Raw genomic sequence first — 19,576 nt, forward strand, 5'->3', positions numbered from 1 at the left:
TTTAGATAATGATGAGAATACCTACATAGGACGATATGGTACATAGTATCGCTGATGCTAATATGTATAAGAATGCTTTCTTGTTCTGTCTTGAAAGAAATAACTGAATAGCTTCATAGCCAAATGTAGAAAATGTCGTGAATGCCCCACAAAAGCCGACTCCAAATAATAACCAACTCCACTCTGGTATTGTATGAATTAGCTTAAGGCCAGTTAAAATTCCTAAAAGTAATGATCCAGAGATGTTTATGAATAAAGTTGGATATGGAAATGAATTACCAGTTATTTTTCCAATCCATATTCCCGCGAGGTATCTACATGCAGCTCCAGCTGCTCCACCGATTCCAACAAGTATCATTGCGATTCTTCACCCATTTTACTTATTTTAGCCAACCGATAACCCAAAAATGATAAGATAATTCCAGCTATTAGACTCGTTAACACATATAAAACGGAAAGACCAAATTTCCCTTCCTCCATTAATTGAACAACTTCTACTGAGAAAGTGGAGAATGTTGTAAATGAACCAATAAAACCTGTACCAAACAACAATGCTATTTTTGGACTGATATTTTTTTGTTTAGTGATATAAGTTAACAACCATCCTAAGCATAGACATCCGATTAAGTTAACAGATAGAGTTCCAATCGGAAAACCTCTAGTTGGAGGCACCAATTCTCCAATTAAATAACGGGAACAAGCCCCCAGAAATCCACCAATCATTACAAATAGTATATTCATCCAATCACTGTCCTTATTTCTGATTAAATTATTATAGCATTTTATGTTGGAAAGGCGGTGGTGATTTGAATTGGAATAGAGTAACATGTATCTTCCTGTTTTTAGCAGGTTGATACCATTCGAACCGTTTGGAGTAGCATCACTTTCCTGGTTTTAGGAGGTTAATACCATTCGAAACCGTTTGGAGTGGCATTACTTTCTTCCTTTTAGGAAGCTTAGTTCCCTCTAGTCTCTTTTAAGAGCGGCAGATTGCTTTTGCTTGAAACACATATCTAATATTCATTTCATGAAACTATTTTTACGTACAACCGTAATACATAAGAGGATAAAACCAGAAAGAGGAATGCAAATGGAATCTAAACAAATACTCGAAAGTGAACTAAAAAAAATAGAAGCATGGGAAAAAGACCAGAGTGGTTTATGGTTTTGGGAACGAATTGGTCGACTTCCTTTTAAACTCCTTGATAAACTAACACCAAAATTCATCCATGAGAAAATCGGTATTCTTCTTGATGAAATTGGAAGCTATATACAAAACGGTGGAAAATATCTGATTCAGGAAAAAGCTATTTTTAATTTAATCGAAAAAAAAGCAAATACCCCCATTGAAAAGATTACAGATATCGAACAAATTCCGCTTCACAACATGATCGAAGCCAGTCAAGAGCATTCCGAAAAATGGGCAAAAGTGGCCACTCTGCAAGGAGCGACGACCGGTGTTGGCGGAATATTTACACTTGCCGTTGATATCCCTGCTATACTTGGAATGTCATTAAAAACACTTCAAGAAATTGCGATAATCCATGGGTTTGACCCAAAAGAAAAAAATGAGCGAATATTTATCATTAAATGTTTACAGTTCTCTTCTGCAGATGTAGTTGGTAAGCAGGCAATTCTTAAGGAACTTTCCTCCTTTTACCAAGGCAGAAATTCTTCGAATGAAATGATGTCACAACTCCAAGGTTGGCGTGAGGTAGTGTATACCTACCGCGATTCATTTGGGTGGAAAAAACTTTTTCAAATGATACCAATTGCAGGGATTCTTTTTGGAGCTATTTCCAATCGCTCAATGATTCAAGATCTCACGGAGACTGGAAATATGTTATACCGTAAAAGAAGAATCCTAGAAAGATTACAAGATGAAACTCCAACATCTTAAAATCCCCTTTTTTAGGGGGTTTTTTTTCGTGATAAAGACTAACTGGTTCTAGGCGGTCACATTTTTCATATTAATCGAATAAGTTATGTAAGAGACTAACACAAAGGAGTTTTCAACTTATGAAATGGAAAAATTATGGATTATGGGTCTCTCTTGCATCGATTTTATATATGGTATTTAAGGACTTAGGTGCGCAAATTGATTTAACAGCCTGGGAAACATACGTGACTGCAATATTAGGGCTTTTAGGGGCACTAGGGATAATTTCAAATCCAGATAAGGGTAAAGGTTTCTTTGACAAAATAACCGATTCACCTGTAGATGCCATTACACATGTTACAGAACAATTGCAAAGTCAAGATCAATCCCCTACAGGCCAGGAAGTAAATACACCCCAACAGCAACCACAGAATCAAATAGAGCCAGTTCAATCTCAAAATCAAATAAACCAACTTCAAAATGAATACCCAAATTACCAAAACCAAACAATTAATGCTCAACAAAACTACAATGAATATCAAAATAGTGCAAATGTAAACAATGCGACTTACTCACAAGAAGTCGAACAATCACAGGTTCAATCGGAAGTTAATATAGACACTAATCAGTATGCCTCTAATAAAGAGCATACACCAAGTGACTTTGACAGAAACTCTATTCACGGAATGCCTGCACCACCAAACGAGCATATGTAGTAAGCTTTTCCTAGCACCTGATCAACAGGTGCTTTTTCATTGAAATAAAATGAATAATTAACTGGGAAATATAAGAAAATAGATATATAGCGAACTGAAGTGTGGTGGATAAAACGATGTGAAAGCTGTAGAACGTATATTTTGGAGTATTGCATTACCAGGGTTCGGACAATTATTAAATAAACAATATGTAAAGGGTCTAACCTTTATTTTCTTAGAGTTCTTGGTCAATACCCTTGCAAATTTCAATGAAGTCATCATGCTTAGCTTTTTAGGTGAAACACAACAAGCACTTGAATCCACTAATTATGGATGGCTCATGTTTTATCCCTGTTTGTACTTTTTTGCCATGTGGGATGCATTTAAAGAAGCAGGTGGTGGAAAAGCTCCTTATTCCTTTTTGCCATTTGCATTTTGTGCTTATTTTGTTACGGTCGGTTTAATGGTCGCGCCTAAAGCTATTTTTTGGGGGATTACATTTGGACCTGTATTTTTCCCAATGATCTGTGTAATTCCTGGGCTAATCGTTGGCTTTCTCATAAGAAAAATCATCCTAACCTTTGGTAAAGAGGACGCTCTCGTGTGATACATATAACAAAAGGTTGCTGAGTGTTAACAGCAACCTTTACCATTTATTTTACCTTTTTATACAATTTTTGTTTTTTACTGATTTCCTCGTAATCATTGTCTTTGTCCGTATAATAAATCGTTTCCTTGTCTCCAAGTCCAAGAATGCCAAACATTGCTAAGCTTTCATAGAACAAATTATGAACCCGCTTTTGCAATTCTTTATTAAAATAAATGAGGACATTTCTACACATTATGACGTGGAACTCATTAAATGATTGGTCAGTTACTAAATTGTGCTGTGCAAATACGACATTGTTAGACAGGTGCGAATGAAATTTTACGCCATTATCTGTAACTGTATAGTAGTCTGAAAAAGCATTACTTCCACCCGCTTGCAAATAGTTCGTTGTGTACTTTTTCATATTCTCTAACGGATATCTACCTGATTTGGCAATCTTTAATACATCCGCATTAATATCTGTCGCATAAATTTTGGTCTTTTCATAGAGCCCCTCTTCAAGAAGTAGGATTGCCATTGAGTATACCTCTTCACCCGTAGAACATCCCGCATGCCAGATACGAATAGAAGGATATGTTCGCAATAATGGGACAACCTTTTCCCTAAATTCTAAAAAGAATAAAGGATCTCTAAACATCTCTGTTACATTAATCGAGAAATCGGCTATCAATCTGCGCAAACAGGCAGGATCATGAAGAATCCTCTCAAGTAGCCCTGTTATACTTGAAAGCTTTTCTGCCTCTAATCGATGCTGAACTCTTCTTCTTATCGAATTGTAAGCATAGCTCCGAAAGTCATACCCACACCACTGATATAGGCCGTTTAGCAGTAATTCAATTTCAATCTTTTCAAGATCTGAGCTTTCCTTTGTCTCAAGATTTACTGCACCAAATTGAGTATTCATAGTCTAAAGAGTCCCTTCTATTGATATAACCAAACCTTTATTAAAGAAATCAGTTGGTCGGGATTAATTGGTTTCACAATATAATCAGATGCTCCTACCTCCATACATTTCTCACGATCTTCTTTCATTGCTTTTGCCGTCAGCGCAATAATAGGTAAGGAAGAAAATTGTGGATTCTCTCTAATTTTTTTAATCGCGTCATATCCATCCATCTCAGGCATCATAATATCCATTAATACAAGGTCAGTATCTGGTTGTTGCTGCAATACTTCAATTCCTTCAATCCCATTTTCAGCAAAGGTTACGTTCATACCGTACATTTCAAGAATACTTGAAATCGCATATACATTTCGTACATCATCATCAACAAGAAGGATGTTCTTACCGAGTAGTCCTGTTTGATCCTTAACAGAGCTAGTTGAAGGCATCTCCGGTATTTCATTCATTGATTCGTTGCAATTTAATAGTAATGAAATTTCTTCCTTCAACCTTTGCGGAGAGTGTTCATCCTTAATGATTATCCGATGAACATATTTATTTAGGAAAATTTCCTCTTTTGATGATAAGTCACGCCCTGTATAAACGAATACCTTTACATCTTCATGATGATGCGAATTCTTTATTTTCTCCAATAAATCAAAACCGTTTGTATCTCTTAATCCCAAGTCTAATATAAGATAATCAAACGAATTTACCTTTAATTCTTCAATCGCTTCATAGCCTGACGATACTGCTTTAATTATGACATCCATATTCCCTATAAACTCCATAAGGGTATTTCGTTGTAGCAGATCATCATCAATGATTAAAAGCCGCTTAATATGACTATTTTCATCAACACTTGGAGTTTCTTTAAATCCTACAGAAGTTTCAACACTGCTCGTCAGGATTGAAATTGGCTTTTCGGTAGATACCGCAACCTCGTTTATAGCATTTTGAAGATCAATTTCATGTTGAAAATCACCAACAATAAATGTAAATGTACTTCCTTTTCCTTCTTCACTCTGGAGGACTATTTTGCCTCCAAGCAATGCAGCAATTTCTCTACTGATCGATAATCCTAGGCCAGTTCCGCCATATTTCCGGCTCGTAGTACCATCTGCTTGCTGGAATGCTTCAAAAATAAGTTGCTGCTTTTCAGTCGGAATTCCAATCCCACTATCGATTACTGAGAAAGAAAAAGCAGGATTGCTATTGTCTTCTAGGTAAGAGGAAATATCTAGTTTAATCTCTCCTTCTCGGGTGAATTTGAAAGCATTTGATAATAGATTTCGCAGTACCTGTTGAATTTTTTGTTCATCATTATAAAGGAAAGGTGGCAGACCCTTTTCTACATTGATTGAAAATTGTAGACCTTTTTCATTTACAACTGGTCTAAAGCTTCTTTCAACGTAATCAGCTAAATCATCGATTGTTATTTTGCTAGGATTTACTTCCATTTTTCCTGATTCAATTTTTGCTAAATCTAAAATATCGTTAATTAATGCTAATAAATCATTTCCAGCTGAGTAGATGGTCTTAGAATATTCTACTTGTTTAGTAGATAGATTTCCTTCTGTATTGTCCGATAAGAGTTTAGATAAAATAAGTAAACTATTTAATGGTGTTCTTAATTCATGAGACATATTTGCTAGAAACTCAGATTTATATTTTGAACTCAATGCAAGTTGTTTTGCTTTTTCCTCGAGTTCTGCTCTTGCGGCCTCTACCTCTTTATTTGTTTGTTCAAATCTCTTATTTTGATCAGCTAGATTTTTCGCTTTTTCTTCAAGATCAGCGTTTGTTTGTTCCAGCTCTTCTTGCTGAACTTGGAGTTTTTCCTCAGATTGACGAAGAGCTTGTGTCTGTTCCTCAAGCTCTTCATTAGTTGCTCTAAGTTCCTCTTGCTGCGCTTGCAGTTCTTCAGACTGTGCTTGAATCTCTTCCATTAATGTTTGAGATTCCTCCAATAATTTAGCTAGCCTAATTCTTCCCACTACACTTTCAATGATTATTCCCAGACCATTCATTAGCTCTTCTAGGAAATCTTGTTGAGTCTTACTATATGATTTGAAAGATGCAATTTCGATGACTGCTTTTACATCCCCCTCAAAAACAATCGGCAATACGTATAAATTTAAAGGAGAAGCTTCTCCTAACCCTGAACTTACCCGTACATAGTCTGAAGGGACATTTGTTAAAATGATCGGAGATTTTTCAAGGGCAGCTTGTCCAATAAGTCCTTCGCCCAATCGAATGGTATTGGAGAAACTCTTTCGTTCCTTAAAAGCGTAGGATGCGAGCAGTTTAAAACGAGCTTCCTCATCATCATCGATTTCAATGTCCTTGACATAAAATACAGCATGGCTAGAGTCAACTAAAGGAACTGTCTTAGAAAGGAAAGTTTGTGCTAACGTTTCTAAATCGTTTATTCCAGTTAGGCTCGTCGTGATTTCCGCAATATTAGAATTCAACCAGGCCAATTCTTGTTCTCTATTTATTTGCTGTTGTAAGGAATCTGTCATTATATTAAATGAGTTTGCGACATCACCTATTTCATCACTTGAATCAATCTCAACCTTTGTATTAAGGTCGGCACTACCGTTTGCCACCTCTTTCATTACAGCAGAGACTTTATTTAACCTATTTGATAGTGTCCAAATACTTTTAGCAAGAAAACCCATGATTAAAATGACACTAATTATGATAATTATTGCACTAATGACAAGCTCATTCTTAAACTCTGAAACACTATCATGTAAAGATGATTCCATACTTACTTCAAAAGATTCAGTTATATCTGAAAGAATGGTAAAAAAATCTTCATGTAGTTCGTTTGAACTCTCATCAATTAAATCTAGAGCTTCAATCTTACTCCCGGCATTGACCAATTTGATTAGCTCATTCTGATAAACATTAAAGTCACTATTTATATCTATAAGTTTCTTTACTAAAATTTTTTGTTCTGCAGTAATAGCCTTTTCTTCAATTAAAGTAATATTTTCTACAATGGATTGATTCTCTTCTTCCAACTTTGCCAGTTCTTGTTGAATCATTTTTTCATCATTAAACAAAACAAGATTTCGCAGTCGAATCCCTTCGTCCTTAATATCCCGATGAATATCTTCTGCTAGTATAGTTAGTTCATAGTTTGATTGTATTGATGTGCTCATTTTATTAAGACCAGAGATCTGAGCCCAGCCAATACCTATGAGAACAACAAGTAAAATTGGTAGTGTACTTAGGCCTAATAATAATTTTGTTCTAAATTTCATGAATGGATTCCTTTCATGTCACATTTATTTACTGATCGTTGAATCACTGATTTCAAAACATGTTTGATATACTAAAGCAATTGCTTGAACTCGATCAGTAACATTCATTTTTTGGAATATCCTTGTAATGTGATTTTTCACGGTGTGCTCACTAATAAATAATTTTTCAGAGATTTCCTTATTAGTTAATCCTGTTAACAGTAATTCAAAAACATCTACTTCTCTTGATGAGAGTCCAAAGACTTCCTTTGTAATCTGAATTGTGCCTGTAATTTCTTTATGAATTGTCTCAGGTTCATTGAAAGGTTCAGAAACGATTTTCTTTTGATCGAATAATGAAGTTATTCTCTTTTCAGAAATAAAGTCAATTTCATTATGGCCTAGAAGAAATGCCTCGAATTTTTCTTTTATTAATGGTGTACTTAATAAGTATCCTTGAATTTCTTCACATTTTAACTGCCTTAAAACTGACATTTGCTTCTCCGTCTCTACACCTTCGGCTATTACGGACATATTTAAATTATGTGCTAATGAAATGATAGCCTCAGTTAAAACAGTATCGTTTGGAGAGTCACTAGATATTTCTTGAATAAAAGTCCGATCGATTTTCAACGCATGGATTGGGAAACGTCTCAAATAGCTTAAAGACGAATAGCCAGTCCCGAAGTCGTCGATACTTACCTGTATCCCCATATCCTTTAATTGATGAAGAGTCTTAGAAATCACTGTCTCATTCCCCAGTATTACCGATTCAGTAATCTCAATTTCTAGTAAACTAGGACTTACCTTGTATTCAGATAAAATTCGTTGGATTTTATCAACTAGATCTTTTTGCAAAAAATGTTGGGCTGAAAAATTAACTGCAATTCTAATTGAAGACAATTCTGTCTTATTCCATTCATTTAATTGGCTGCAAACAGTTGTAAGAACCCATTCACCGATCTCGATGATTTGCCCGGTTTCTTCGGCTAATGGAATGAATTCACTTGGTGACAATATTCCCCATTTTGGATGCTCCCACCGCAATAAGGCTTCGGCACTTTTAATCTTGCCATTTTCAAGTTCCATACGAGGCTGATAAACGATTGAAAGTTCTTGTCGTTCAATGGCTTTACGTAAATCATTTTGCATGATAAACGTCCGATAAGACTGAAGATTCATCCCGGAGTGATACACTTTATAATTGTTTTTTCCTTGCTCCTTCGCACGAAACAATGCTGTACCCGCATTTTTCACAAGTGTTACCGGGTCTTCTCCATCATATGGAAATATACTCAATCCAACGCTTGCTGTGAAAAACAATTCATAGTGATCAATGTATAGTGGCTCATTAAAAGCAACATTAATTTTTGTAGCAATTTCTAATGTTTCCTCACGATCTGTATTAGGTAATATAATGGAGAACTCATCACCGCCAAATCTAGCAACAAAGTCTCCTTCCCTTACAGTTGCTTTCAATCGTTTCGCAATTTCCTTTAGTACTCGATCACCTGTATTAAAATCAAGTGAATCGTTCACATATTTGAAGTAGTCAATATCTAAAACAACAACTCCGATTGCTTGGTTTCTTTTCTTAGATTCCTTTACCCAAACAGTTAGTTCGTCCTGGAACATTCTTCGATTTGGTAAACCCGTTAAATAATCATGCAAAGCCATAAATTCAATTTCTTTATTTTTTATTTCTAGTAATTCTGTTTGTATCATAAGTTGCTTTTTTATTGTATATATTTCAACGAAGCCATCAACCTTTGCCTTTAATACTATTGGGTCAACAGGCTTCAGTATATAATCAATTGCCCCAACCGAATATCCTCTAAAAATATGATCCGAGTCCATGTTATTAGCCGTTATAAATAAAAGTGGAATATTTTTTGTTTTCTCACGTGCTTTGATTATTTTCGCAGTTTCAATCCCATCAATTCCTGGCATTTGAACATCCAATAAAATGACTGCGAACTCATATTTTAATAGATACTTTAAAGCTTCTTCCCCAGAAAAAGCTTTGATTAAGTTATAATCTTCCCTTTCAATTATAGCTTCCAAGGCTAATAGATTCTCTGGACGGTCATCCACTAAGAGAATATTTATTTTTTCAATATCTGCCATTACTCCACCCCTGATATTTTCCATATACTCCTGTTATAGGATATCATACCTATATCTTTGGGTGGAGTTTATTTTAAGTGTAAAATGGACTAGTTTTTTCCATATCTAAAAAAAGAGAGAGCACCTCTTTACTCATTTGAGGTTGCTCTTAGTAAATAACAAATCTTTTCGTCTTTCACAAAATCACAGTTTGGTACAAATGGGTTATTACGCAATTGTAGAGAGAAATGATTTAAAAACTTTACGAGCGCATCTCTTTGAGTCTCATCCATAATAAACTTAAGCCCATACTGGAAGATTCCCTTAACCTCTTCTTTCCAAACAACATGACCATTTAAGGTAATGATTTCACCCATAATTTTAGTATTGAATTGATAGGTAATATCAGGACGTACAGGTAACTGGATAGTTGATAAAAATCGTAACCCGCCTGGCCCAATGTCTTCAATTAGAATCTCTGTATTTCCTAATCTAACCTGATTTCCAAGTATCGTGGTTAACGTCATTTGTGAACTTAGTGGAAACAAAAGATTAATTCTGTAATATCGCCTTCTATTCGGGAATTTTGCGGTATCACTATTAAAGGTTGGTTTCAAAATCATTTTTCTTAATAAACTTTGAAAGGTCTCTTCTGGTACTGGTTTACTAAAGATATACCCTTGAATTTCTCGACATTCCTGTTGTCTTAAGAATGATAGCTGTTCGATTGTTTCCACACCTTCTGCTACAACGTTCATGTCTAAACCTTTCGCCATAAAAATAAGAGATTTAATAATCGTTTCAACATTATTTGTCTTTGCAATGTGTTTAGTAAAGGACTGATCTATCTTAATTGTATCAATAGGGTAATCCTTTAAATAAGTGATAGAGGAATAGCCTGTACCAAAATCATCTAGAGCAATTTTAAACCCCATGCTCTTCATAAATTGTAAAGCCAATCTAACTGCTTCCTCATGTTTAATCATGGTTGTTTCCGTAATTTCAAACTCAAGTAAAGTTGGGTCTGTATTGTTTTTTTCCAGTATAAAAACCAACCTTGCTTTCCAATCATTTTTTAAAAACCGTTGCGCTGATATATTCACCGAAATAGGCACAACTTCCAAATTTTTATTTTCCCATCTGGTGATACTTTGACACACTTGGTCTAATACCCAATCACTTATTTCATTAATATAACCTGTTTCTTCTGCAAGTGAAATAAATTCAAGTGGAGATACAAGTCCCCATACCGGATGCTCCCACCGAACTAAAGCTTCTGCACTTACAATTTTACCTGAACCTGAATCAACCCTTGGTTGGAAATATACGACTAATTGGTTGTTCTCAATCGATTTTCTTAAATCCCTTTCAAGATAAAACTGTTTGAAAGAATTAATACTTAATGAGGAAGAATAAATTTGATACGTATTCTTACCACTAGCCTTTGCCCTATACAAAGCCGCATCGGCATTTTTTATTAATTCCTCTATGTTTTTTCCATTCTCAGGAAATGTACTTATTCCAATACTTGTCGTTATAAGTAATTCGAAATCTTCAATTTCAAATGGTAGGTCAAGACAGTCAATGATTATCTTAGCAGCCTTAATTGGGTAGTCTGAATCTTCATAATCCCATAAAATAATGCCAAATTCATCGCCACCTAGTCTTGCAAATAACGTGTTTTTATTCATTAACATATTCACTCTTTGGCTAAACTCAAAAAGCAATTTGTCACCAATTTGGTGTCCAAGTGATTCATTGATATTTCGAAACCGATCCAAATCTATATATAAAATTGAAAAATGTTTGTTAACCTGGTTTGAAGTTGAAATTAATTCATTTATTTTATTTTCAAAAAGCATCCGATTTGGTAGTTTGGTTAAATAGTCGTGAAAAGCTAGATATTGGATTTTCTTTTCAAATTCTTTTTGCTCTGTAATATTTGAAACGATCCCATCAATCCTAATTACTTCACCATTTTTATCAAGAACCGGTAATGTTTGATCTTGAATCCAGACAATATCTCCATTTCTATGAACGATTCGATATTGATGATAGAGATTTTCACCTTTTAATTTTTTTTGTTGATTCTCATGATATTCCATATAATCGTCTGGATGGATTAGTGAATCCCAGGTAATCCGATTCCCTATATCAGAAGGAGAAAACCCAGTTATCTCCTCAAAGCCTTTTGAGACCAGATTGTATTCACCATTTTTTATATCTAAAGACCAAATACCTACTTCCAAATTATCAAAGATATGTTCGATTCGATTTTCACTTTCTTTCAGCTTTAGTTCTGCTGTCCTTCTTTTGGTTATATCTTGAACAGTTCCTATAAATCGAACGGGTTTCTTATTTTCGTCCAAGATTACATCTGCTTGGTTATATACATGTATCGTAGTCCCATCGCTACGAAGAATCCTAAATTCAAAACTTAGATTTCTTTTTTCTTCTATAGCAGATAGAATAGCTATTTTAAACTTTTCTCGGTCATCGGGATGAGCAAGTTCTGTAATACTATCAAATGTTGGAACAAACCCTTTTGTATTTTCAATACCGAATAGGACATACATCTGATTTGACCAATACGCTTCATCCTCAATTACGTCATAATCATAACTGCCGATTGCACCGACTTTTTGTGCTAATTCAAGGCTTCCTTTGATTCTAACTAATTCTTTTTCATGTTGAACATATGTTGTAATATCTTTTGCCACTGCATAAATTAGGATTGTGTTCCCAGCACTATTATTTATTGGGATTAGATTAACATCAATATAAATTTTTTCTCCATTCGCATGTGTAACAGCTGTTCGATAATTTTGTACTTTTCCCTGTAAAGCACGTTGAAAATGTTTATTTCTTTTGTATTTGTCATTATCGTTAAAATATTGTTTTAACTTTTGAGATAATTCCTTTTCTTTGTAACCAAATGTTTTTACTGCTGAAGGGTTGTAATGTAATAAATTCACATTTGCATCAAAAGCCAGAACAGCATGTGGATGATTATTAATTAGTTCTCTTAATAATGATAAATCATGCTCCATCTCTTGATTCATTGTTTTAGATACTATTGTGTCCACATTTGAAAGCTTTGTAAGCTGTTTAAAAAAAGATAGTCCTGCCATTTTTATCCCCCTTTTAACGATGGCTTATCTTTCTATAACGAAAATATATTTCCCCCAAGTGATTTGGATTTATAAAGATTCTCATCAGCCTTTTTAAACAACTCATCAGCAACCGTTCCATGTAGTGGATAAAAAGAAATACCGATACTAGTTGTGATTTTGTGCACGTGTTCTTTTATTTCGATAGGCTGTCTTACTGCATTCAAAATTCGATTTGAAATATCTACCACTTGCTGCTCGTCTATTATTTCTGGAAGAACGACTGTAAATTCATCCCCACCCACTCGTGAAAGTGTATCCGTGTCGCGAATCACTGTACGTATACGTTTGGAGAATTCTTTAATCACTTCATCTCCAGTATCATGTCCATGATTATCATTTATTTGTTTGAAAGCATCACAGTCTAAAACCAGTAATGCTGTTAAATTACCTTTTCGATCTGTTGTATACATAGATTGTTGGAGCCGATCTAAGAAGATTCTCCGATTAGGAAGACCCGTCAAATGGTCATAATAGGCCAGTTTTTCTAACTTTTTTAGCTTTCTTTTGTATTCAGTAATGTCCCCTGAAATCACAACTATTTTTTCAAGCTGTCCTTCTGAGTCCAATACGGGTATTAAGTCTGAATGTAACCATATAAAATGCCCATCCTGGTGTTTACGCCTTACCTCAATGTCAACATTTTCCTTTAGTTCAATCAGATTTAGATAAACTTCATTCATTTTTTCTCTGTCATCAGGATGTATAGTTTCAATAAATGATTTACCAATCATTTTTGGTGCAGAGTATCCTAAAATATCCTCAATCGAAGGAGATACATAAGTGATTTTTCCATCTGGTGTAAGTACTTTAATAATGTCAACAGAATTCTCTGCAATGATCCGAAAGGTTTCTTCACTTTCTCTTCGTGCTTGTTCAGCTTTTTTGTTTGCGCTGATATCTTTCACAATCCCATAAATTCCTGTCAATGTTCCGTCAATCGTAATTGGTATGTTTTTTACTTTGACATGGATTTCATTGCCGTTTGTATGGGAAAGTTTCGTTTCGTAAGAAAAAGACTCTCCTCCTAATACATGCTGAATAATCTTTTGTATTTTTTTATATTCTTTTTGTGTCATTATTTTCGAGTAATGAGCGCCAATTAGTTCACTTGGTTTATATCCTATAATGCTCTCTGCTGCATCATTTAACTCATGAATGATCCCATTTGTATCAAGCATAAGTACTGCATCCACATTGTTCGCGATGAGAGAATCAAGCATTAGCTTATTCTCTTCCAATACTTTTTTTGCTTGTTGAAGTTCCCTTACTCTTAATGTTTTATCAGTAACATCGCGTACGATTGCAACAAGATATACAATTTCTCCGTCAATAACAGGAGTTAGCACAGTTTCATTAAACATGATTTGGCCATTTGGAAGTATAGTCTCGTCTTCAAATGTCACAACTGTTTTAGACAAGACTGCCTTTTTGTAAAATATTTTCAAATATTGCGCCTTTTCTTTTGGCAAATATTCATCCATCGTTTTCCCAAATAATGATTCATCAGCATTAAGAATTGATAATCCTGCTTGGTTAGCATATAAATATGTAAATTGAGAATGATCAACTTGCAGAATATATAGGATATCTTTTAAACTATTAAATGCTGTTGCTACAAGATTAATTAAATTACTAATGCTTTTTTGTTCAAACATATTGGTAAGATTCATGTTCATTTTCTCCATATTTTATATAATGACAACTTGTCCTAAAGTGCTTTTTTGTTATTTTCATCTGTAAACCTATTTTGCCGGAAATTGTAAAAATAATGTATCACCATCTATTCTTATTCATATAGGAACCCATTCTTATTTCCAATAGGAAGGTATTCCTATCTTCCTAATCGGAACATCAAAGTGGTTAAAAAAATACTACTAAGGATCATTCAGTAGTAGGTGATATATATATGTTAGTTTTATCGAAATACCGAAGAAGGGACATCAAAGATATTCCAAAGTATGAGGATAAATATGAGTGAGGCAATCCAGGCGCGAAAAGGACGTACATAATGTAAACGAAGAATGGAGAACATCACAAGATTAAATAATACTGACCATCCCAAGCTCCAACCATGATCATGTCTTATAAGTCCAACAAATAAATCCACAGCTTCATTCACAGCATAAATGCCTACCCATAATAAGATATAAATAAATTGTTTTATCCATGATCGTTCTTCAGGGTATCTTCCTAAAAAGATGAGGATTGTTGCAGGGTATTTTATGGCCATAATTGAAAGAACGATATGTGTGTTGGTCAGTCCAATTCCCTCATCAACACCTTGAGGGGTATATGTCCACATCGCAAACTTGTCAGATAATAAATATAAATAAAGAAAATCCCCCAATAGGAAAAAGAGGTAGGTTGGATAGTATTTTCTATAATTTCTCCAATCTCCCCAAATAAATAACGCAGCTAGCCAAATTAAACCATAAATTGCATTCACAAAAAGGCACCTCAGTTACTCTAACTGTAAAAATTTTGAAATCACATTCTATTGTTTCCTAATACTATTCTTTATAGACAAAAAAACACGCTGCCAAAGAGACTGCGTGTTTCCCCTACCTTATTGATTTCCTGCTTTTTCAAGAGCACCTGGTGTCTTGTATGCTGCAAGCTTCTCAACTAATTTATTGCTTTCTGTATTTAATCCTTTAATGTTTACTTTAGTCCCATTTTGATGATATTTAAAGACGACTTTATCAATTGCCCCTACCGCAGAGTCATCCCAAAGGTGAGCACTTGATAAGTCTAAATCAATTTCTTTTACATCTTCTTTATAATCAAAGCTATTAACAAAATCAGTAACAGAAGCGAAGAACAACTGCCCTGAAACATGGTACATTTTCTTTTGCGAATTCTTAGCTGAAAGACTTGAAACTTTTACTTTTGAAATCTTAGAAGCAAAGAAAATTGCACTCAAAATGATTCCAACTAAAACACCTTTTGATAGGTCATGTGTCTGTATAACTGTGATCACTGTAACAATCATAACAATAGTATCCGTGATTGGAACCTTATGAAGAGTACGTAATGCAGACCAGTCAAACGTTCCGATTGAAACCATGAACATCACCCCAACAAGGGCTGCCATTGGAATTTGAACTAGGAAGTCCTTAAGTACTAAGATTAAGACCATTAAAAACAATCCGGCTACAAACGCAGAAAGCCTTCCACGACCACCCGATTTAACGTTAATCACAGATTGTCCAATCATTGCACAACCTGCCATTCCGCCAAATAAACCAGAAACGATATTTGCTATCCCTTGCCCACGTGCTTCTTTATTTTTATCACTTTCTGTATCTGTCATATCATCAACAATCGTAGCTGTTAGTAAAGACTCCACTAATCCAACAATTGCGATTGATAAAGAATAAGGGAAAATAATTTTTAATGTTTCAAAATTGAATGGAATATCAGGTAGTAAAAAGATCGGTAATGTTGATGGTAGTTCCCCCATATCTCCTATTGTACGTACTCCACTATTGGTTAATACTGCAATTATTGTCATAACGATGATCGCCACTAATGGTGATGGAACAGCTTTTGTAAAGCGCGGGAAGATATAAATTATCGCTAATGCCCCCGCTACCATTGCGTACATTTGCCATGATTCACCAGCAAAATGCGGTAATTGAGCTGCAAAAATAAGGATTGCCAGTGAGTTCACAAAACCAGTCATAACTGAACGAGGGACAAATTTCATAAGTCTTCCAAGCTTTAACACACCCATGATAATTTGGATAATCCCCGTTAAAATCGTTGCAGCAAGTAAGTATTGGAGTCCATAATCTGCAACCAATGTTACCATTAACAATGCAGTTGCACCTGTTGCTGCAGAAATCATACCAGGTCTTCCTCCAACAAACGCAATTGTGACTGCAATACAAAATGAGGCGTACAGCCCTATCATGGGGTCTACTCCTGCAATCAGTGAAAAGGCAATTGCCTCAGGAATTAGAGCAAGTGCAACAACAATCCCTGCCATGATATCTCCTCGCACATTGCCAAACCATTCAGTTTTAAATGTTGATATATTCAAATCAGCACCTCTTTCTATTTTGTTTATCATTTTTTTGTCTAGCTCTAGCAAGTAGCTACTATCAAGACTCCTCTTACCTTCCGTACACAAAGCCTAACATCGGCCCGATTCCTCGCCGTATTTCCTTATCTCCTTCAGGTTCATATCAGTCCGTTTGTCTCAAAATGATTGCCTTCGCTTTCTAATGACTTTCAACTCTCATGAAAGTCGGGTCCGTCTTTAACAAATCATAGTATAGCGGATTATTGCTAATTTGTGAAAATGTTATGTAAACGCAAACATATTGATCCATCTTCCTTATTCTACTGTTTTCTCTCATTTTCACTGTGACTTAATAAAAATCTTAATTCTATATGGTAGTTTTTAGTGCAGTACCAAATAAAAAAACAGTCAGTTCTTTTTTATAAAGCACTGACTGCCTTTACTCAATTTTACTTTACAATTAGCACTGGACAATTTGCACGCTTGGCAACTTTATGACTAACACTTCCAAGTACAAACTCCTGTAGCACATTTAATCCTCTGCTTCCAATGATGACAAGATCAAACTGATTTTTATTCGCATAATTTACAATAGTAGGTCCTGGTTCGCCATGGAGAAAAGTTATTTCATAAGAAACTCCTGATTTCCTCATTAATTGTTCTATTTCTCTTAATCGGAATCTTCGTTTATCACCTATATCCGGAGCATTCCAATTTTCTAATACATCGGATTTGACTTTATTGTGATCGACTACATATACGATTTCAATTTTAGGATGAGATTTTCCGTTTGTAAGCATTATTGCATTTTCGGACGCACGTATAGAGTGCTCAGAACCATCTGCAGCTAATAGGATTTTGTTGTACATAATTGACCTCCCTATTTAATGCTCTCTTATATAATTCCTTACAATATACACATTTTCCTTTATTACTTTAATTTTTTTACGACTTTGAAATTACTATAGGACTTTTATCTAGTTATCTCCAAAATCTTATTGTAAGTATCTAACGTTAGTCGGGGGTCCGGATCTTCATGTTGTTTTTTGGGAACATTAAAATTTGTTAATACAAAATGATGCTTAGTCTCGATGTTATGTCTAGCCAAAATATGCTTACAGCATGCCAGTGGGCAACCGTCAATCGCAATGATATCCCTTCCTGATTTTGCTGTTTTTACAAGTGGTTTTACATCTCCGCCTACACCTGCAATGCAAGACATTTCAGCTATATTTTCTCGATCCATCTTTATAGCTATTGTATTTGCTGTTTGTGCAGCGGACGAACAACCTGAACAAAAATACACTAAAGGTAATTTCTTTTTTTCCACTCTCTATTCCCTCCCTTTATAATTGGAATCTATTTTAGTTTATTTACCTTACTTTTTCTGTGAGGAACATCACCATTTTTAGATTTTTGCAATAAATTCTAATAATAAAAGAAGCTACCCATTAGGCAGCTTCTTTCTATTTAGACATACTTCCTATGCACTGTTTTTCCATCATACGTAAATACAACCGATTTATTTTCTAGTACAGTTTCCATGTGGACGGGTCTGCCCCATAATTGATAAATGTAAGGAAGTACTTTTTCAAGATATTTTAAATCAAGCTCTATGTCTTCGTACCAGTGTTTTAGGAAGAGTTCCCCACTTTTTAGATAGTCACCATCGTTTACAGTGATATACGGGAATCCACCGTTGACACGCATGTTTACGAGCTGGTCACGAACCTGCGTCCATTGTTTATCAATGATTTTATAATCTCGACCTTGCTTTTGGAAGAGATACATGTCTTCACGTAGGACTAAATCCTTCGTTAAGTAATTTCGAATGAACGATATATCTGATTCAACTTCACGAACCTCAAAGATTTTTTCACGCCCAGATCCTGGCTGAACACCACGTTCCTTCATTTCCTTTGTTGGATTATTGTATCGTTCCTCTATGTCCTCAAAGATTTTTAAACCTAGGTAATATGGATTAATGCTTGTTTTTGATGGTTGCACTACACCTGCATTGAGCTTCGCAAACTCAATGGCTTCATCAGAAGTAAGATCCATTTCTCGGAGAATGCGTTGGTGCCAATATGAAGCCCAGCCTTCGTTCATAATTTTGGTTTCAAGCTGCGGCCAAAAATACAGCATTTCCTCGCGCATCATTGTTAAAATATCGCGTTGCCAATCCTCTAGTTCCCGACTGTATTGTTCAATAAATAGAAGAATATCTTTTTCAGGCTGTGGCGGAAATTTCTTTTTCTTACGTGCAACTGGTTTATCATTTGCCGCCTTTTTATCTAAGCCCCATAAATCATCATATGGTGACGGCTTTCGCTTTATTTCTTCTTCTTCATCCTCAAGGCTCCAAGAAAGCTTTGGCCTCATAAGGGAAGGGTCAATATGCTCTTGGATAGCTAATACTGCATCTAAAAATGTTTCGACCTCAAGTTTTCCGTATACATGTTCATAATGTTTCACCCGTTCCGCTGTAGCTGCCATACTTTCAACCATATCTCGTTTTGTATTACTAAAACGGATATTATTTTTGAAAAAATCACAATGTGCTAGTACATGGGCAACAATTAGTTTGTTTTGAATAAGGGAATTAGAATCAAGTAAAAACGCATAACATGGATCTGAATTTATAACGAGTTCGTAAATCTTACTTAATCCTAAATCATATTGCAGCTTCATTCGATAAAATTGTTTTCCAAAGCTCCAATGCGAGAATCGAGTAGGCATCCCATAGGCGCCAAATGTATAAATAATATCAGCAGGACAAATTTCGTATCTCATTGGATAAAAATCCAGTCCAAAGCCTTCTGCAATTTCTGTGATTTCATCAATTGCATACTCTAGCTTCTTGCGATCAGAATCTCTCACAGTTGATCTCCCCCTTTTCGTCCTTATCACAATTTATGAGTCATTGGTCAAAATGATGAAAGGGGATTT

At 35.0% G+C, this 19,576-nt stretch carries 15 protein-coding genes; 3 read left to right on the top strand and 12 right to left on the bottom strand.

Going from position 1 to position 19,576, the window contains the following annotated elements; translation table 11 throughout:
- Window position 1: 1 nt before the first annotated feature.
- Window positions 2–358, bottom strand: a complete 357-nt coding sequence (gene crcB, locus NST91_RS20000) for a fluoride efflux transporter CrcB (protein ID WP_341332546.1) — start codon at window positions 356–358, stop codon at window positions 2–4.
- Window positions 355–741 (bottom strand): fluoride efflux transporter CrcB, encoded by a 387-nt coding sequence (crcB, locus tag NST91_RS20005; protein ID WP_341332547.1) that lies wholly within the window; start codon window positions 739–741, stop codon window positions 355–357. The genes crcB (NST91_RS20000) and crcB (NST91_RS20005) overlap by 4 nt, the downstream gene beginning before the upstream one ends.
- 349 nt (window positions 742–1,090) lie before the next feature.
- Between crcB (NST91_RS20005) and NST91_RS20010 the strand changes: the two genes are divergently transcribed.
- The 3 genes from NST91_RS20010 to NST91_RS20020 all read left to right on the top strand — a co-directional run bounded on the left by NST91_RS20010 (window position 1,091) and on the right by NST91_RS20020 (window position 3,181).
- The gene (locus NST91_RS20010; RefSeq protein WP_341332548.1) at window positions 1,091–1,900 is read left to right on the top strand and encodes an EcsC family protein; all 810 of its coding nucleotides are present in this window, start codon (window positions 1,091–1,093) and stop codon (window positions 1,898–1,900) included.
- A 119-nt stretch (window positions 1,901–2,019) separates the two neighbouring features.
- Window positions 2,020–2,595 (top strand): hypothetical protein, encoded by a 576-nt coding sequence (locus tag NST91_RS20015; RefSeq protein ID WP_341332549.1) that lies wholly within the window; start codon window positions 2,020–2,022, stop codon window positions 2,593–2,595.
- Between the two features lie 118 nt (window positions 2,596–2,713).
- Window positions 2,714–3,181 (top strand): hypothetical protein, encoded by a 468-nt coding sequence (locus NST91_RS20020; RefSeq protein ID WP_121447149.1) that lies wholly within the window; start codon window positions 2,714–2,716, stop codon window positions 3,179–3,181.
- A gap of 46 nt (window positions 3,182–3,227) precedes the next feature.
- On the opposite strand, the gene NST91_RS20025 is transcribed toward NST91_RS20020, so the two are convergent.
- The 10 genes from NST91_RS20025 to NST91_RS20070 form a co-directional block, all read right to left on the bottom strand.
- Entirely contained in the window at window positions 3,228–4,088 is an 861-nt protein-coding gene (locus tag NST91_RS20025; RefSeq protein WP_341332550.1) for a CheR family methyltransferase, read from the bottom strand.
- A gap of 17 nt (window positions 4,089–4,105) precedes the next feature.
- Entirely contained in the window at window positions 4,106–7,342 is a 3,237-nt protein-coding gene (locus tag NST91_RS20030) for a response regulator (RefSeq protein WP_341332551.1), read from the bottom strand.
- Between the two features lie 24 nt (window positions 7,343–7,366).
- On the bottom strand, window positions 7,367–9,448 hold the full coding sequence (locus tag NST91_RS20035) for an EAL domain-containing protein (RefSeq protein WP_341332552.1): 2,082 nt from the start codon (window positions 9,446–9,448) through the stop codon (window positions 7,367–7,369).
- A gap of 128 nt (window positions 9,449–9,576) precedes the next feature.
- A complete protein-coding gene (locus tag NST91_RS20040; RefSeq protein WP_341332553.1) occupies window positions 9,577–12,558 on the bottom strand; it encodes an EAL domain-containing protein in 2,982 nt (993 codons plus the stop codon).
- A 32-nt stretch (window positions 12,559–12,590) separates the two neighbouring features.
- Entirely contained in the window at window positions 12,591–14,270 is a 1,680-nt protein-coding gene (locus NST91_RS20045) for a PAS domain S-box protein (RefSeq protein WP_341332554.1), read from the bottom strand.
- A gap of 245 nt (window positions 14,271–14,515) precedes the next feature.
- Entirely contained in the window at window positions 14,516–15,046 is a 531-nt protein-coding gene (locus NST91_RS20050; protein WP_341332555.1) for a CBO0543 family protein, read from the bottom strand.
- Window positions 15,047–15,166: 120 nt separating this feature from the next.
- Window positions 15,167–16,645, bottom strand: a complete 1,479-nt coding sequence (locus NST91_RS20055; protein ID WP_341332556.1) for a SulP family inorganic anion transporter — start codon at window positions 16,643–16,645, stop codon at window positions 15,167–15,169.
- Window positions 16,646–17,076: 431 nt separating this feature from the next.
- Window positions 17,077–17,496: a universal stress protein gene (locus NST91_RS20060; protein WP_341332557.1), complete on the bottom strand. Its 420-nt coding sequence runs from the start codon at window positions 17,494–17,496 to the stop codon at window positions 17,077–17,079.
- Between the two features lie 104 nt (window positions 17,497–17,600).
- Entirely contained in the window at window positions 17,601–17,957 is a 357-nt protein-coding gene (locus tag NST91_RS20065; RefSeq protein WP_341332558.1) for a putative zinc-binding protein, read from the bottom strand.
- Between the two features lie 140 nt (window positions 17,958–18,097).
- Entirely contained in the window at window positions 18,098–19,507 is a 1,410-nt protein-coding gene (locus NST91_RS20070; protein ID WP_341332559.1) for a SpoVR family protein, read from the bottom strand.
- Window positions 19,508–19,576 lie beyond the last annotated feature (69 nt).

This window comes from Ferdinandcohnia sp. FSL W7-1320 (genome assembly GCF_038050315.1).
GTDB classification, from domain to species: Bacteria; Bacillota; Bacilli; order Bacillales; family Bacillaceae_L; genus Ferdinandcohnia; species Ferdinandcohnia aciditolerans.